Origin of the sequence: Photobacterium halotolerans DSM 18316 (assembly GCF_000425165.1) — a bacterium.
Taxonomy (GTDB): Bacteria; Pseudomonadota; Gammaproteobacteria; order Enterobacterales; family Vibrionaceae; genus Photobacterium; species Photobacterium halotolerans.
Genome location: NZ_KE384322.1, coordinates 213,356 through 230,261 on the forward strand (window position 1 = coordinate 213,356; position 16,906 = coordinate 230,261).

Here is a 16,906-nt window from a genome sequence, read left to right on the forward strand (position 1 = left end):
ACTATGCCTGATTCCTTTGACTACGGCCGGATTGGCCGGCGTGTGATTGACATTGAAGCGGAAGCCCTCAGAGGCCTGTCCCAATACATCAATGGCAGTTTCAGTGAAGCCTGTCAGCTCATCAGCCGCTGTCAGGGAAAAGTGATCGTCATGGGGATGGGCAAATCCGGCCATATCGGCTGTAAGATTGCCGCCACCCTTGCCAGCACCGGCACGCCGGCATTTTTTGTCCATCCCGGAGAAGCCAGTCACGGCGATCTGGGCATGCTGGATAAGCGTGATATCGTGCTGGCCATTTCCAATTCCGGTGAAGCCGGTGAAATCCTGACACTCTTGCCCGTGATTAAACGCCAGGGTATTGCTTTAATCAGCATGACGGGCAAGCCCGAATCCACCATGGCGCGGCTGGCCCAGGTGCATTTGCAAATCACAGTCAACCAGGAAGCCTGCCCGCTCAACCTGGCCCCCACCTCCAGTACCACGGCCACTCTGGCCATGGGGGATGCGCTGGCCATTGCCCTGATGGAAGCGCGCGGTTTTACTGCTGACGATTTTGCCCTCTCCCATCCCGGCGGCGCGCTGGGTCGTAAGTTGCTGCTGCGTATTGCCGATGTGATGCACAGCGGCGAGCGTCTGCCCGTGATCCATCAGGATGCCAGCATAAAAGATGCCCTGCTCGAAGTCTCCCGCCAGGGGCTGGGGATGACGGCCATTGTTGACGATAATCAAAAGCTAAGTGGCATTTTCACCGATGGTGACCTTCGCCGCTTGCTCGATAAACGCATTGATATCCATCAGACACGGATTGGTGAAGTCATGTCTGCGAATCCGGCGACCATTTCCTCGCAGGTACTGGCCGCCGAAGGACTTAAACTGATGGAAGAACGAAAAATTAACGGCCTGCTGGTTGTCGATGACCAACAGCTGGTAGGCGCTCTGAATATGCATGATCTGCTCAGAGCCGGAGTAATGTAATGACAACACAAATGCAATCCACCCTGTACGGCCCGGTCCCGCAGCACCTTTTTCAGCTGGCGAAAGACATACGCCTGCTGATCTGCGATGTTGATGGCGTATTTTCCGACGGCCGTATTTACATGGGTAACAACGGCGAAGAGCTGAAAACCTTTCATACCCGCGACGGCTATGGCATTAAGTCCCTGATGGCCGGCGGGGTCGAAGTGGCCATTATCACAGGCCGCCGCTCGCAGATTGTTGAAAACCGTATGTCAGCGCTGGGTATCAGACATATCTATCAGGGTCAGGACAACAAACTGGCCGCTTATCAGGATATTGTCGATAAACTGGGTATTGCCGCTGAGTATACGGCCTATATCGGCGATGATCTCATTGACTGGCCTGTGATGGCCGAAGTGGGACTGTCCGTTTGCGTCGCCGACGGCCACCCGCTGCTGTCACAGCGTGCCAGCCTGACCACCCGCACCAAAGGCGGCTATGGCGCGGTACGCGAAGTCTGCGATCTGATCCTTGAGGCGCGCGGCGAACTGGATCAGCATAAGGGTCTGAGTATATGACGTTAAACCGGTTACTCTGTGCGCTGCTGGTCATACTGTGTGCATGGACCGGTTACTACCTGCTGCAAAAGCACTGGCAGCAGGACACGCTGACCGCGCCGGATAACGAAAAGCCGATCTTTACCGGTACCGGGGTAAAAAACACCTCGTACAACGAGGCGGGCATTCGCAGCTACCGCATCGAATCAGACACGCTGGAGTATTTCAACCTCAGTGGTAATACCGAATTCAAGCAGCCTGTGATCTGGGTCTACAAAGAGGGTAAAGAAAGTGAATGGCGCATCAGTGCAAATCACGCCACACTAGATAAAGAACACATTCTGCAGATGTCTGGTAATGTGCGGATCTTCAATCTGTTACCTGACTCCGCCATTGATGCGATAAAAACAGATACACTGCGATTAGATTTAATCAGCAAAGATTTCGACACCCCCGATCCGGTCACTATTACCGGCAGTGCCTTTCAGAACGAAGGCATTGGGATGAAAGGGAACATGGAACGCAGTGTGGCGACCCTGATGAATAATGTAAAAGGTAGATATGAAGCTTTGCAAAATTAGCGCCCTGCTGTGCCTGGTAGTCAGCACCTCTGGCTGGGCATTAAGCAACGATACCGAGCAGCCGATATATATCAACTCGGACAGCCAGGAACTGGACATCCAGAAAAATGTGGTGACCTTTACCGGCAACGTCTCGCTGCGTCAGGGCAGTATTGATATCCGTGCCGACAAAATCATTGTCACTCGCCAGACTCAGAATGGCGATCAGCAGACGATCGATGCCTATGGATCACCGGCCACGTTTTATCAGAAGATGGATGACGGCAAGCCAATCAACGGCTCTGCCATGCAGATGCGCTATGAAACGGCAAGCGAATTCCTCAAGATGACAGACAAAGCCGTACTGGTTCAGGAAGGCAGCGAAATTAAAGGCAAAACCATCAGTTACAAGATTGATGAGCAGAAACTGGTTGCGACCAGTGGTGATCAGCAGCGCGTGACCACCATACTGCAGCCGAATCAGATCAAACAAAAACAATAAATAAGAGAACGAATGTCAAAGTTAACCGCAACCCATCTGGCGAAAAGCTACAACGGCCGCAAAGTTGTTTCCGATGTCAGCCTGGAAGTGGAGTCCGGCAAGATTGTCGGTCTGCTTGGCCCGAACGGTGCCGGCAAAACCACGTCGTTTTATATGATTGTTGGTCTGGTTGCCCGTGATGAAGGCCAGATCACCATTGACGGCCATGACATCAGCCTGCAACCCATGCATAACCGCGCCCGGATGGGAATTGGTTATCTGCCGCAGGAAGCCTCTATCTTCCGCAAGCTGAGTGTGCATGACAACCTGATGGCGGTGCTGCAAACCCGCTCAGATCTGAGCAAAGCCGAACGCCAGGACAAGCTTGAGGAACTGCTGGATGAGTTCCATATCCAGCATATCCGCAACAGTCAGGGTATGGCATTGTCAGGCGGTGAGCGGCGCCGGGTTGAGATCGCCCGCGCACTGGCGGCAAATCCTAAGTTTATTCTGCTGGATGAACCGTTTGCCGGGGTTGACCCTATCTCAGTGATCGATATCAAGAAGATCATCGAACACCTCAGAGATCGCGGCCTGGGCGTGTTAATCACAGATCACAACGTACGGGAAACGCTGGACGTCTGTGAGCACGCTTACATCGTCAGCCAGGGACAGCTGATTGCTCACGGCACACCGTCTGATGTCCTCAATGACGAGCATGTGAAACGCGTCTATCTGGGAGACCAGTTCCGTCTATAGTTATAGATAAAAGGACACAACCGAGGTAAGCTGCCAAGGCTGGTCGAAGGTTTTGATTCGACTGGCCTAAAGACCCCAAAACAAGCGATTCATACAATAATCACAAGGTGTCTGTACACGCATGAAAACTTCGCTCCAGCTCAAGCTTGGCCAACAATTGGCAATGACGCCGCAACTGCAACAGGCCATTCGTCTGCTGCAACTTTCTACCCTGGATCTGCAACAGGAAATCCAGGAGGCCTTAGATGCCAACCCCCTGCTGGAGCTTGACGAAAGCCACCCGGATGGCGACACCCCGTCGTCTGATGCTGATGACATCCACGCCGACGGCAAAAACGATGCCGCTGAACAATACGAGGACATCAGCAACGATTCCTTTGATACTTCCGATGTTATAGAACAGCGGGAAATGCCGGCCGAACTGCCCGTTGATACCACCTGGGACGATGTCTACAGTGCCGGTACCGGCAGTGCCGGGATTGCGCCGGATGACGACATGCCTGTCTATCAGGGTGAGACCACAGAAACCCTGCAGGATTACCTGATGTGGCAGCTGGAGCTGACGCCGTTCAGCGACACCGACCGCGCCATTGCTTTTGCCATCATTGATGCCGTGGATGAAAAAGGCTATCTCACCAGCACCTGCGACGATATTCTGGAAAGCATGGGCGATGAAAACGTCGAACTTGATGAAGTCGAAGCCGTCCTCAAACGCGTCCAGCAATTTGATCCGCTGGGCGTGGCATCGCGCGATCTGCGCGAGTGCCTGCTGCTGCAACTGGCCACCTATCCGGAAGACACGCCCTGGCTGAACGAAGCGAAAATGGTGCTGATTGAGCACCTGGATTTGCTGGGCAACCGTGACTATCGCCAGCTGATGCGCGACACTAAGCTCAAAGAAGATGAGCTGAAAAATGTCATGGCGCTGATCCACACGCTGGAGCCCCGCCCGGGCAACCGCGTGGTGGCCTCGGAAACCGAGTATGTCATTCCTGACGTTTCAGTGTTCAAAGACAAAGGCAAATGGGTGGTGACTATCAACCCGGACAGCGTGCCGCGCCTTCGCGTCAACGAACAGTACGCGGCGATGAGCAAACAAACGCGCAACAGTGCCGACAGCCAGTTTATCCGTAGCCATCTTCAGGATGCCAAATGGCTGATCAAAAGCCTGGAGAGCCGCAACGATACCCTGCTGAAAGTGGCGCGCTGTATTGTGGAACATCAGCAAGATTTTTTTGAATACGGTGAGGAAGCCATGAAACCTATGGTCCTCAACGATATTGCCCTGGCCGTTGAAATGCACGAGTCAACGATCTCCCGGGTGACCACCCAGAAATTTATGCATACCCCACGCGGTATTTTTGAGTTGAAGTACTTCTTCTCAAGCCATGTCAGTACGGATAACGGCGGAGAATGCTCCTCCACCGCTATTCGCGCGCTGGTGAAGAAATTGGTTGCGGCCGAAAATCAGGCCAAACCCTTGAGTGATAGCAAAATTGCGACATTACTGGCGGATCAAGGCATCATGGTGGCTAGACGTACCATAGCCAAATACCGTGAATCGCTGGGTATCCCGCCATCAAGCCAAAGAAAGCGCCTGCTCTGATTGCCGGCGATTAAGGAGGAAGATGTCTATGCAAATTAATCTCACTGGTCACCACATTGAAATTACCCCTGCTCTGCGTGAGTATGTGACAACAAAGTTCGATAAGCTGGAGCGCTTTTTCGACAAAATTAATAACGTCCATGTTGTACTGAATGTAGAAAAAATGCAGCAGATTGCCGAGGCGACACTGCACATTAACGCCGGAGAAATCCACGCGAAAGCAGATTCTGAAAATATGTATGCGGCAATTGATCAATTAACTGATAAACTGGTCCGTCAACTGAACAAACATAAAGACAAACTCAATAGTCATTAGCATGCAACTGAGTCGAGTATTAAGCCTGGACTGCACCAAGAGTGCAGTCCACTGCTCCAGTAAAAAACGTGCGCTGGAAATCATCAGCGAAATTGCTGGCCAACATTTAAACCAGAACCCTCAGCCACTGTTTGAGTGTATGCTCAACCGTGAAAAGATGGGGAGTACCGGTATTGGTAATGGTATTGCCATTCCCCATGGTCGTGTCACCGACAGCGAACAAGCGATTGCGGTGCTGATCCAATGTCAGCAGCCCATCCAGTTCGATGCGATTGACAATCAACCCGTCGATCTGCTTTTTGCGCTTCTGGTGCCGGATGCCCAGTGCAAAGAACACCTGAAGACGCTGTCCAGCATGGCAGAAAAGCTCAGTGATAAAGCGGTTCTCAAACAGCTCAGGGCAGCGAAAAGCGATGAAGAGCTGTACCAGATCATGACCTCAGCGCCGTCATAACAGTCATCAGGAAGGGTTTGTCATGAAATTGATGATAGTCAGCGGCCGCTCAGGCTCAGGTAAATCAGTGGCTCTCAGGGTACTGGAAGATCTTGGCTATTACTGTGTCGATAATCTGCCGGTACATCTGCTTTCTGATCTTATCCAAACCCTGGATCCTCATACCCAGAATGTTGCGGTCAGCGTTGATGTCCGCAATATGCCGGCTGATCATGATATCACCCGCTCAGCACTGGAAGCCGTCCGCCAGCAGGCTGACGTCAACCTGCTGTTTCTTGATGCCGATGACAACACCCTGGTCAAACGCTACAGCGAAACCCGGCGATTGCATCCGCTCTCACGGCAGAACATGAGCCTGGAAGAAGCGATTCAGGCCGAAAGCGCCTGGCTGGCAAACCTGAAGGAAGCCGCCGATCTGGTGCTGGACACCACTCAGCTGTCTATCCATGATCTGAGCGAAACCGTGCGTGCCCGAGTGCTGGGTCGTCAGGCCCGCGAGCTGGTGATGGTGTTCGAGTCCTTTGGCTTTAAGCATGGCTTACCGACGGATGCCGATTATGTGTTTGATGTCCGCTTTTTGCCCAATCCCCACTGGGTACCTGAACTCAAGCCGCAAACCGGCCTTGATACTGAGGTGCAGGACTATCTGGCCAGTCACCATGAAGTCAGTCAGCTGATTTACCAGATCCGGCACTTTCTGGAAAGCTGGCTGCCTCTGCTTGAGAAAAACAACCGCAGTTACGTCACTGTCGCCATCGGCTGTACCGGCGGTCAGCACCGCTCTGTGTACGTCGCCCAGCAACTGGCGGACTATTTCCGCCTGCGGGGGCAACAGGTTCAGGTTCGTCATCGTACTCTGGAAAAACAAGGCCATCTGAAGCATTGAGCATGAATACTGTCAGTCGGGAACTCTTCATTAAAAACCGCCTTGGCCTGCATGCCAGGGCAGCGATCAAACTGGTCGAGCTGGCACAGAGTTTTGACGCCATTATCACTGTCACCAACCAAGACAAATCTGCAACCGCCGACAGTGTGATGGGATTATTAATGCTGGAGTCGGCACAGGGCCAGAAGATCATCGTCAGCGCCGAAGGGGGTGACGCCAGCGTTGCGCTGGAAGCGGTCGCCTCGCTGATCGAAAACGGTTTTGATGAAGACAGCTGATACCCGTCAGGGCGCTCAATCACCTGCTACCTGAAGGGAACTGAGCCTATCTTGCCTGTATCCGTCCCGAACAACGACCAAATACCCGGAAACCGGCGATAAATCACCGTTTTTCAACCTCATCCTCCCTTTCTTACAGCCAAGTGAAATCTTAGCAAGATCTCAGATCCAGTGAGACAAAGACTGCGCTATTACGTTAATATTCAGCTTATTGCGCCATTTCCCGGCTGCCACTGTCGCAACAAGGCCGGGTGTATTCACAAAGCAAGGTAGTTCTCTCTATGGCGGACCTTTTCGAGCAAGATCAAACCCACCAGACACTGCAGCAGGTAAACCAGGCCCTGGATCGAGGGATGTTCGTTCACGTCCGGCGAATGTTGCAGGATATGGAACCTGAGGATATCGCCCACCTGCTTGAAGCCTGTCCGCCGAAAGAGCGCCAGGTCCTGTGGCAACTGACCGATCCTGAAGAGCAGGGTGAGATCCTTGACGAACTGTCCGAAGACGTAAAAGACGGTATCGTAGCCATGATGGCGCCGGAAAAACTGGCGGCCGTCACTGAAGGCATGGAAAGCGATGACGTGGCTTACGTGCTGCGCAGCCTGCCTGACAGCCGTTTCCGTGAAGTACTGGCGCAGATGGATGCCGCAGATCGCCATCGCGTCGAGCTGGCACTGGCTTATCCGGAAGAAAGCGCAGGCGGTATCATGAGTACCGACTTCGTGACCATCCGCGGTGATGTCACCGCCGATGTGGTCCTGCGCTATCTGCGCATGCGGGGCGAACTCCCCGAAGCCACAGATACGCTCTATGTGGTTGACGAACACAATGTGCTGATTGGCCACCTCTCGCTGGCCACGCTGATCACCACTCAGCCTGACGTACAAATCCTTGAAGTGATGGACGATCCGGATGAAGCCATCAATGTCGAGATGGACGACAGTGAAGTGGCCACTTTGTTTGAGCGCCGTAACTGGCTTTCTGCGCCTGTGGTCGATGCCGGCAACCAGCTGGTCGGCCGGATCACCATTGATGATGTGGTCGATATTATCCGGGAAGATGCCGAGCACTCTATGATGAGCATGGCCGGTATGGACGACGATGAAGATACCTTCGCGCCCGTGATGAAATCGGCCCGCCGGCGCAGCATCTGGCTGGGCGTGAATGTCCTGGCCGCGCTGGCCGCCGCCTCTGTCTCCAACATGTTTGAAGACACGCTCGATAAAATGGCCGCCATTGCCGTTCTGATGACAATCGTGCCTTCCATGGGTGGCGTTGCCGGTAACCAGACTGTGGCCCTGGTGATCCGCGGTCTGGCCGTCGGCCATATCGGCGACTCCAACACCCGCTGGCTGCTCAGTAAAGAAGCCCGGGTAGGTTTGATCAACGGTCTCTTGTGGGCCGGGATCATAGGCGGCGTAGTGGTTCTGTGGAAAGGTAACCTGATGCTCGGCGCCATTATCGCCGGTGCTATGCTGACCAACCTGCTGATCGCCGGTATCGCGGGGGTCGGGGTACCCATTATTCTCAAGAAACTCAATATCGACCCGGCACTCGCAGGCGGTATGGCGTTAACGACCATTACCGATATTATCGGCCTGTCGGTGTTTCTCGGCTTAGCAACCGTCTTTCTCACCTGATGATACAAAGACAAAAAAGGTCTGGCACCGAGCCAGACCTTGTTTGCCACTCATACTCTGTGAGTGTCATTACTCACCGGCAATTTTCATCGATTCCAGCAGCATAGAGCCGGTCTGGATCTGGCTGCGGGTTTCAGTGTCTGTCCCGATAGCCACTATGTTTGCCATCATGTCTTTCAGATTTCCGGCAATGGTTACTTCACTGACCGGGTATTGGATCACACCATTTTCAACCCAGAAACCGGCAGCGCCGCGGGAGTAATCACCGGTCACGATATTCACGCCCTGCCCCATCAGCTCTGTCACCAGAAACCCGGTATCCAGCTTGCGCAGCATGGCATTGAAATCCTCACCGGTACTGGATACCTGCCAGTTGTGGATACCGCCGGCATGGCCGGTCGGCTGACGCCCCAGCTTGCGGGCGGCATAGCTGGTCATCAGATAGGTTTTCAGTACCCCGTCCTGAATGATTTCCCTGTCATGGGTTGCCAGGCCTTCGCTGTCAAATGGTGTACTGGCCAGGCCGCGCAGCAGGTGCGGGCGCTCGCTGATGTTGAGCCAGGACGGGAAGATCTGCTCATCAAGCATATCCAGCAGGAAAGTCGACTTACGGTATAAATTCGACCCGCTGATCCCCATCACCAGATGACCGAACAAGCCGGTCGCAACATCGGAGGCAAACATCACAGGAGCCTGACGGGTAGACAGCTTCTGCGGATCAATCCGGCTGACGGTACGTTCTGCCGCCAGCTGGCCGACTTTCTCCGGTGTCCACAAATCGCTGGTACGCCGGGCCAGGGTATAGCTGTAGTCGCGCTCCATGTCGCCATTCTTGCCCTCGGCAATCACGCAACAGCTGATACTGTGGCGACTGCTCGGGTAGCTGGCCAGCATACCGTGCGTATTGCCGTACACCCGGATACCGTAGTGGCTGTCGTAGCTGGCACCGTCACTCTGCTTGATGCGGCTGTCAGCATCCAGCGCAGCCTGCTCGGCGGCAATCGCGATAGAAGCGGCATGATCCGGTTCAGGTTCATCCGGGTAGAACAGATCCAGATCCGGGATGTTTTTGGCCATCAGCTCAGCCGGGCCCGGACCACCGTAGGGATCTTCCGAGGTGTGGCGTGCAATTTCCAGCGCCGCTGCCACGGTTTGTGCAATCGCCGCTTCACTCAAATCAGAGGTTGACGCACTGCCTTTACGCTGGCCGCGGTAGACGGTAATCCCCATCGCACCATCGCTGTTAAATTCGACATTCTCAACCTCACACAAGTGGGTAGAGACACTGATCCCTGTGGATTTGTTAATCGCCACTTCGGCAGCATCAGCCTGCTGACCGGCAAGCTCAAGCGCACGGGCGACCGCCTGTTCCAGCTCGCTACGCTGCTGGGCGACTTGTTGTTTCACATCCATAGTCATACTTTATTTACACGGTTTCCCTAAGGATAACACTCAAGGCAATTAAAATGCGCCCAAATTCAACTTGAAACTGATAAAATAGAGACATTGAAGTCTGTCATGAGCCTGATATGAGCCGTAAAAATAAAAAAGCCCCATGGGAAGAGGAAGAAGAAATCATCTGGGTGAGTAAATCCGAGATGAAACGTGACATGGAAGCCCTGCAGAAGCTGGGCGAAGAGCTGGTTAAGCTCAAGCCCGGAGCATTAGCAAAAATCCCGCTGAGCGACGAGCTTCGCATGGCAATCAAAGACGCCCAGCGATTTAAGCAGGAAGCCTATCGCCGCCAGCTGCAGTTTATCGGTAAGCAGATGCGTAACATTGACATCGAGCCGATTCAGGCAGCGCTGGACAAACTGAATAATAAACATGCCCAGGTAACGGCTCAGCTGCACAAGCTGGAGTCTTTGCGTGACCGTATGATTGATGACGGCGATAGCGTGATCAATGAAGTGATGGAAGCCCATCCGGATGCTGACCGCCAGCAACTGCGTCAGCTGGTGCGCATGGCCGTCAAAGAAAAAGCCGCCAACAAACCGGCCAAAGCTTACCGCGAAATCTTTCAGGTACTGAAAGCGCTCTACATCAAAGACTGATCAGCGCTTATTAATCAAAAATGCCAGCAAACGCTGGCGTTTTTATTGGTATCAGTCAGCACAGGACGCTTACTGAGTACCGCCGACTGTCATTGAAGACAGCTTCAGGGTTGGCTGCCCGACACCGACAGGGACGCTTTGTCCAGCTTTGCCGCAGACGCCCACCCCACGATCAAGTTCCAGATCATTCCCCACCATAGAGACTTTCTGCATCGCTTCAATGCCGCTGCCGATTAAAGTCGCACCTTTAATCGGACGGGTGATCTTACCCTTTTCAATCAGGTAGGCTTCAGACGCTGAGAACACAAATTTACCGGAAGTAATATCAACCTGACCGCCGCCAAAATTCGGCGCGTAAATCCCGTTCTCGACACTGGCGATGATCTCTTCCGGCGTATGTTCGCCCGGCAGCATGTAGGTATTGGTCATACGGGGCATCGGCAGGTGCGCATAAGACTCACGACGGCCATTACCGGTTGGAGCTACCCCCATCAGGCGGGCATTAAGCTTATCTTGCATATAGCCTTTGAGCTTGCCGCCTTCCACCAGCACATTGTACTGGCCCCGGGTGCCTTCATCATCAATGCTCAGCGAGCCGCGCCGATCGGCCAGCGTGCCGTCATCCACTATGGTACACAGGCTTGAGGTCACCTGCTGCCCCATCTGACCCGAGAACATGGACGAGCCCTTGCGGTTGAAATCACCTTCCAGGCCATGCCCGACAGCTTCATGCAGCAAGACGCCCGGCCAGCCCGCCCCGAGCACTACCGGCATAGTACCGGCAGGAGCCGGATCGGCATCGATGTTGACCAGCGCCTGTCGCAACGCTTCGTCGGCATATTGCAAAGCGACCGACTTGCCGTCGTTTTCAGTCATAAAGTACTGATAACCGAACCGGCCACCGCCGCCCGCACTGCCGCTTTCACGTTTGCCGCTCTTCTCGATCAGCACGCTGACAGAAAAACGCACCAAGGGACGAATATCAGCCGCATAGGTGCCGTCTATCGCGGCGACCAGCACCTGCTCATAGACACCGTTAATGCTGACCGAAACTTCTTTCACCAAGGGCTCTTTGGCACGGATATAGGCATCCACTTCCTGCAGCAGGGCAATTTTTTCCTGACGCTCCAGGCTCTCCAGCGGATTGACCCCGGCATAGACAGGCTTTACCGGCGATGAGGCAAAGGCCTGTACCTTGCCAGAGCCGCCGCTGCGGGCAATACCGCGTGCCGCTTTGGCGCTCTGAGTCAGTGCCAGCTTACTGATCTGATCTGAGTAGGCAAAACCGGTTTTTTCACCGGATACCGCACGAACACCCACACCACGGTCGATATTAAAGGAGCCGTCTTTGATGATACTGTCTTCCAGCACCAATGATTCGTGCCAGCTGGACTGAAAATATATATCGCCATAATCTACGTCCCGGGCGGCCATCAGCCCCAGAATCTGGCTGAGATCGTCACGCTCAAGCCCGGATTGGGCCAGCATGGTCTGTTCTACGGTTTCCAGCATCATTGCCTTACTCTTCTGTGTTGCACTGCTGCACCTGAAAACGGCTATGTTGCAGCAATGGCATATTCATTCGTATCTGTGCGCTCAGACCCAGATCGATATCTGCGGTGATCACACCTGTGCCCTGCTCCTGGCAGGCGACGACTTGTCCCCAGGGATCAATAATCATCGAGTGGCCCCAGGTTTCCCGCCCCTGGTTATGCTCGCCCCACTGTGCGGCAGCGACAATCCAGCACTGGGTTTCAATGGCGCGTGCACGCAGCAGGATATCCCAGTGTGCTTTGCCGGTAACTTTGGTGAACGCTGCCGGCACCACTATGATATCGGCCCCCTGTGCCCGCAATGCGCTGTACAGCTGCGGGAAGCGGACATCATAACAGATCGACAGTCCAATGTTGCCGAAAGGTGTTTCCACCACCTTCACCGCCTCTCCCGGCCGGAAGGTGTCTGACTCGCGATAGCTGTGGTGGCGATCGGCAACCTCCACATCAAACATGTGCAATTTATCGTAATGGGCCTGCAGCTGGCCCTGATCGTCGAACAGCAAGGCCGTGGTCGACATACTGCCGTCATCACGCCGGATAGGCATAGATCCTATCAGCAGCCAGATGCCCAGCTGACGGGACAGTGCAGCGAGCTGGTGTTGCAGCACGCCCTCTCCCAGAGGTTCGGCATGCTGTTCGTAGTCAGCCCGGGTACCGAAAATCAGGCAATTTTCGGGAGTGACGACCAGTTTCGCCCCCTGCAGCTGCAACCCCTTCAACTTCTTTTTCAGCTGTTGCAGATTCAGTTCAGGATCAGGCCCGGAATTCATCTGTACCACACCCACTCTAGCCATCATGCACTCCATTACAAATTGATTTTCTTGTTATTATTACCTCAGCTTCGCCACTCAGGCAAAGCCGGAAACACCTTCATTATTATTGCTCTGCCTGCTGCTTCAGGGCGGCAGGCACCTTAAACTCACCGGTAAAGCGCGATTGCTCTGTGACTGAGGGTGACTCTATCGGGCCGCTGACGACATAGTTGATCTGGGTAAAGACATCCACCACAGGCGACAAGGCGGTTGAAATGGCAAACACCACAATGGCCGTCTGCGGGGCAACAGCAAACGCTGTCAGCACCGGGATACCGGATGTCAGATCAGGAATAAATTTCACTCTGGCATTCACTGTCTCATTAACCAGATTAGCACTTCCCTGAATGTACATGTCGCCCGCCAGTGCTTTCATTTCCACATCGTCCGTTTCAAAGCGGCCATTTTCAATCCGCCCGGACCCTTTGATGTAGTCAAACGCCAGCCCGTCATCAAACACCCCGGTAAAATCGAGCTGCATCTTGCGCATGATAGAATCCAGACTGAATAACCCCAGGATCCGGCCTGCACCGCCCACATCACGGATCACCCCTTTGCCGGTTTCGGTCTTGAGTTCACCGGTCAGGGTTTCACGGTGCATCGACCATGGCGCCCCCTGCCACTGAATGGAGGCGTAGCTGGTAAAGCTGGCATCCTGGATCCCGCCTGAGATCCCCAGCCGCCCCATCAGCTCCGAGCTGTCCTCACCGGCGATATCGAAGGCGACCTGCGTTTCATTCTGGTACTGATTCATGGTCCAGTGACCATCCAGACTCAGCGACGTAGTGCCGGAGTCCAACTGCAATTCTTCCAGGATCAGCGTCTGGGCATCGCGCCGCAGACGGCCGCTTAATGCACCCAGCCGGTATCCCTGTAACCACAAGTCTTTGACCCTGACATCCATCTGCGGCAGGTAAGCCATCATGTTACGATCGAAATCCGTGACCGGCGGAATGGCTCGCTGAGGCACGTACTTATGTTCAGCCGACAGGGTTTCCAGCGGTTTTTTATCTTCCGGTAAATTGAGGTGAAGCTGCTCCAGATTCACCGTCAGGGGCTTATAGTCAGGCCAGATCAGCTCGCCGCTGACTTCGCGGCTGCCGAGCACCGCATGCCACTGCGATGGCTGCTTGCGTACGGCCAAGTCCAGATTATGCCAGTTAAGTCCCGCCAGCTTAAGCTGCTGAATGCTGGCATTGATCCGTGTGGGTAAAGGCAGATCAATACCGGTTTGGGCTGCCGGTCTGCTCTGCTGTTTATCAATGATCTGTTGTGCCAGGCTGTCCCATGCATCGGCATCAATGCTGTTGGCCTGAATACGAATCCCGTGACCTTTTGCCGGCAGCTTGCGTCGTTCGGCCAGGCCGACTGTCAGCTCGCTGCGTACAATCCGCGGTTGTGACTGCAAGGCTATCTCAGCCCGGTACTGGGCATCCGGCACGGTGAGGCTGGCTTCCAGCCGGGAAGTGTTGCCGGAAGCCGTCAGCACCACACTGGTGGGACTGTGTGGTGTAAAGGCCAGCGGATAAGGCAGCTCACTGCGGACAGCGGCTAACGGCGCCTGGATAAAGACCTGATATTTCAGTCCGGTATCATTCAGCACCACCCCGACATTACCGTGCCACCTGGCACTGCCGTGCAGTCTGGCCAGCAGCGGATCCTGCAAACGCTGCTGCAGCGAGGCAAGCTGCCAGAACCCGGCCAGATCCACATTGACCTGGTAACCGGCTTCGGCGTTCTTGCCGTCGAAGCTGACGGTCAGGGGCTGGCCGAGCCAGTAGCCGGTTACGCCGTCCGCCGTTATCTGGTCATTATCAAAATGAATGCTGCCTTTTACCTGGGTAAGAGGCAGCGACAGACTTTCTATGGTCACCCGGTTACTGTCAAGACGGGCCTCTCCCTGCGCTTTCACCTCACCGCCACTGAAAGGAATATCCAACTGCAGCTTGGCAGCCACAGGCCCGTCAACATTCACCGCCGACAGCGCCGCCCCGACTGAGTCCACCAGTGGCGTTGCCATCATATAGTCGCGAACCTGCTCGCCTTCTGCGCTGACATCAATGGCCAGTTTCAGGTGGCCATCCGGGTGCAGCCAGGCATCGCCGACGACCCGGTCAGCCACCGCTTCTTTGGTTTTGGCATGGCTGGCATTGATCAGCATGCGATCATTGCGAAAACCCAAGTGCAAATCGATGTCGGTCAGCTCAGGCCAGGCGGTATCAAAACTGAATCGTCCGTGTTTAAGCGGTACGCTGATTTCAAAATTACCGTCATGGCTGGCATAAGGGAAAGCTGGCAGATCGCCAAACCACAGTAGCTGAGCATGGTCAGACTGCCCGCCGCGAATGGCGGCGGAAAGATAATCCGTCAGCTCCTGCCCCAGTGCCGGACGGGGTAAATAACGCCAGGCCGCACCGGCATCTTTGACTTTGGTTTCGCCGTAAAAAGACAGCCAGGAAGGGGCCGCTTTCGGGAAATCAAGCCGGAACTGACCGTTGGCACTCAGGTGCGGTGTGGTTAGTGACAGCTCATCGCTCCACAAACGCCATCCCTGCCCATCCATTTGCCAGTAAGCCCGGACATCGGCCTGCTCAATCTCCATCGGTGCCTGGAAGACTTTGTCGTAGTCCAGGGTTTGCTTGCCGACATTGAGGGTGATCTCGCCCTGCTGCCCGTCACCGGCAATATTGGCATGCAAAGATGCAAAGGCTGGCAGGTACATCCACTGCCTGTTCGAGACCCCATCCAGTGCAAAAGAAAAACGGGGGGGTGACAGTCCCTGTCCGGCCAGACGGAGATCGCGTACCAGACCGGCAGGCTGCAGTGACTCAATAGCTTTCCGGCCTGCGTTGTCTTCCGGCAGCAAACTGGCTAACGGCGCCAGTCTGGCCAGATCAACGCTGCTGACAGCCAGCTGCCAATGCCCCTGGGACACAGTGTCTTGCGGTGATACCGGCTCAGCCGCCGCCTGAGCGTTTTGCTGCGGAGCCAGCCAGTTGGCGGAAAAATCAAGACGCGGCCAGGCTTTCTGATCTGTCGCCAGTACCAGTTTATGGCTGTCCAGCCGCCAGCCGCTGCCGGCCTCTCGCTGCTCAGGGTTCAGAGTCAGCATGCCACGCAGCAGTGCCAGCTCGTGTTTGCGCCCGTTTTCCTGCCAGCGCACATAGGAGTCCAGAAAACGGACTTTACTGTTACTGAGCTGACCATTGTCGAGAGTCAGCCAAGCTTCCGCATTCAGCTGGCTGTCGGTGATTTTTTCCCCGCCCAACACAGACTGATTGAGCCAGGGGGTCATTGACAGGTTTTTCGCCCGCGCATAAATGGTGCCGGACAAATGCGGTAATCCGTGAGTCGCTGACAGATTCGCCATCACATTGAGCTGATTGAGATCCGTACCGGGGATACTGACAATGCCTTCCGCCAGGTGCATGTCGCCCTGACGATCCCATTTCAGCTCTTTCACCGCCACCGGCTGACGGTGACCTGCAGGTGAGCTCACCACAAGGGTCGCATCATGAAGGGAGAATGTCCCCAACTGAACAAACAATAACTGCTCCAGCCGGTTGACATCTAAAGGCTTATCCGCCTCAGCAGGACGATCGCTGGCCGGAAACTGGGTAAGATCCAGCGTGAGTCCGGTCAGTTTGATATCACGGAAAACCGGCTTGAGGTTCAGCACAGAGCGCCACAGATCGACGTCAAAGTCGACCTCGCCGACCTGCACCATATCCTTGCTGCTCTGGCCGATACTGACGCCGTGCAGCGCCATGACCGGGCCAAGATTATGCCAGCGGCCTTCAACCTGCCCGACGTTGATCTGCATATTGGCCTGCGCCGAAAGCCACTGTGTAATCGAAGCGCGGTAATCGTTCAATTGCGGCAGCAACAAGCGCAGCGAGGTAATTAACACTGCGCCGATGACCAGCAGAGTGAGCAACGTCCATTTCAGAACGCGGGTCAGATTTATCAGCACAGATAACACGCCATTGC

Annotated in this window: 16 protein-coding genes; 12 read left to right on the forward strand and 4 right to left on the reverse strand. The window is 54.7% G+C overall.

Going from position 1 to position 16,906, the window contains the following annotated elements:
• Window positions 1–3: 3 nt before the first annotated feature.
• From kdsD to mgtE, 11 genes are all read left to right on the forward strand, one after another.
• Window positions 4–975 carry an arabinose-5-phosphate isomerase KdsD gene (gene kdsD / locus H511_RS0118745; RefSeq protein WP_027253708.1) on the forward strand — a complete coding sequence of 324 codons (972 nt, stop codon included), beginning with the start codon at window positions 4–6 and terminating at the stop codon, window positions 973–975.
• Window positions 975–1,535 carry a 3-deoxy-manno-octulosonate-8-phosphatase KdsC gene (gene kdsC, locus H511_RS0118750; protein ID WP_027253709.1) on the forward strand — a complete coding sequence of 187 codons (561 nt, stop codon included), beginning with the start codon at window positions 975–977 and terminating at the stop codon, window positions 1,533–1,535. Before kdsD ends, kdsC begins: the two co-directional genes overlap by 1 nt.
• Window positions 1,532–2,095 (forward strand): LPS export ABC transporter periplasmic protein LptC, encoded by a 564-nt coding sequence (gene lptC, locus H511_RS0118755; protein ID WP_027253710.1) that lies wholly within the window; start codon window positions 1,532–1,534, stop codon window positions 2,093–2,095. Before kdsC ends, lptC begins: the two co-directional genes overlap by 4 nt.
• On the forward strand, window positions 2,076–2,576 hold the full coding sequence (lptA, locus tag H511_RS0118760) for a lipopolysaccharide transport periplasmic protein LptA (protein ID WP_027253711.1): 501 nt from the start codon (window positions 2,076–2,078) through the stop codon (window positions 2,574–2,576). The genes lptC and lptA overlap by 20 nt, the downstream gene beginning before the upstream one ends.
• 12 nt (window positions 2,577–2,588) lie before the next feature.
• A complete protein-coding gene (gene lptB, locus H511_RS0118765; RefSeq protein WP_027253712.1) occupies window positions 2,589–3,314 on the forward strand; it encodes an LPS export ABC transporter ATP-binding protein in 726 nt (241 codons plus the stop codon).
• A 163-nt stretch (window positions 3,315–3,477) separates the two neighbouring features.
• Window positions 3,478–4,920, forward strand: coding sequence for an RNA polymerase factor sigma-54 (locus tag H511_RS0118770; protein WP_420835041.1), 1,443 nt, complete (start codon window positions 3,478–3,480; stop codon window positions 4,918–4,920).
• A 28-nt stretch (window positions 4,921–4,948) separates the two neighbouring features.
• A complete protein-coding gene (hpf, locus tag H511_RS0118775) occupies window positions 4,949–5,236 on the forward strand; it encodes a ribosome hibernation promoting factor (RefSeq protein ID WP_027253714.1) in 288 nt (95 codons plus the stop codon).
• A 1-nt stretch (window position 5,237) separates the two neighbouring features.
• The gene (gene ptsN, locus H511_RS0118780; RefSeq protein WP_027253715.1) at window positions 5,238–5,690 is read left to right on the forward strand and encodes a PTS IIA-like nitrogen regulatory protein PtsN; all 453 of its coding nucleotides are present in this window, start codon (window positions 5,238–5,240) and stop codon (window positions 5,688–5,690) included.
• Between the two features lie 22 nt (window positions 5,691–5,712).
• Complete coding sequence (rapZ, locus tag H511_RS0118785; RefSeq protein ID WP_027253716.1) at window positions 5,713–6,576, forward strand: RNase adapter RapZ; 864 nt, start codon at window positions 5,713–5,715, stop codon at window positions 6,574–6,576.
• 2 nt (window positions 6,577–6,578) lie between these two features.
• Complete coding sequence (locus H511_RS0118790) at window positions 6,579–6,854, forward strand: HPr family phosphocarrier protein (RefSeq protein WP_027253717.1); 276 nt, start codon at window positions 6,579–6,581, stop codon at window positions 6,852–6,854.
• 281 nt (window positions 6,855–7,135) lie between these two features.
• Complete coding sequence (gene mgtE, locus H511_RS0118795; RefSeq protein ID WP_027253718.1) at window positions 7,136–8,494, forward strand: magnesium transporter; 1,359 nt, start codon at window positions 7,136–7,138, stop codon at window positions 8,492–8,494.
• Between the two features lie 69 nt (window positions 8,495–8,563).
• Here the strand turns inward: mgtE and pmbA are convergent, their stop codons facing one another.
• Window positions 8,564–9,907, reverse strand: a complete 1,344-nt coding sequence (pmbA, locus tag H511_RS0118800) for a metalloprotease PmbA (RefSeq protein WP_027253719.1) — start codon at window positions 9,905–9,907, stop codon at window positions 8,564–8,566.
• 116 nt (window positions 9,908–10,023) lie between these two features.
• Between pmbA and yjgA the strand changes: the two genes are divergently transcribed.
• Window positions 10,024–10,548 (forward strand): ribosome biogenesis factor YjgA, encoded by a 525-nt coding sequence (yjgA, locus tag H511_RS0118805; RefSeq protein WP_027253720.1) that lies wholly within the window; start codon window positions 10,024–10,026, stop codon window positions 10,546–10,548.
• A gap of 69 nt (window positions 10,549–10,617) precedes the next feature.
• Here yjgA and tldD read toward each other — a convergent pair whose 3' ends face one another.
• The 3 genes from tldD to H511_RS0118820 all read right to left on the reverse strand — a co-directional run bounded on the left by tldD (window position 10,618) and on the right by H511_RS0118820 (window position 16,889).
• Window positions 10,618–12,063 (reverse strand): metalloprotease TldD, encoded by a 1,446-nt coding sequence (gene tldD, locus H511_RS0118810; RefSeq protein WP_027253721.1) that lies wholly within the window; start codon window positions 12,061–12,063, stop codon window positions 10,618–10,620.
• A 4-nt stretch (window positions 12,064–12,067) separates the two neighbouring features.
• Window positions 12,068–12,898 carry a carbon-nitrogen hydrolase family protein gene (locus tag H511_RS0118815; RefSeq protein ID WP_027253722.1) on the reverse strand — a complete coding sequence of 277 codons (831 nt, stop codon included), beginning with the start codon at window positions 12,896–12,898 and terminating at the stop codon, window positions 12,068–12,070.
• Window positions 12,899–12,980: 82 nt separating this feature from the next.
• Complete coding sequence (locus H511_RS0118820; RefSeq protein WP_248616620.1) at window positions 12,981–16,889, reverse strand: YhdP family protein; 3,909 nt, start codon at window positions 16,887–16,889, stop codon at window positions 12,981–12,983.
• Between the last annotated feature and the right edge of the window lie 17 nt (window positions 16,890–16,906).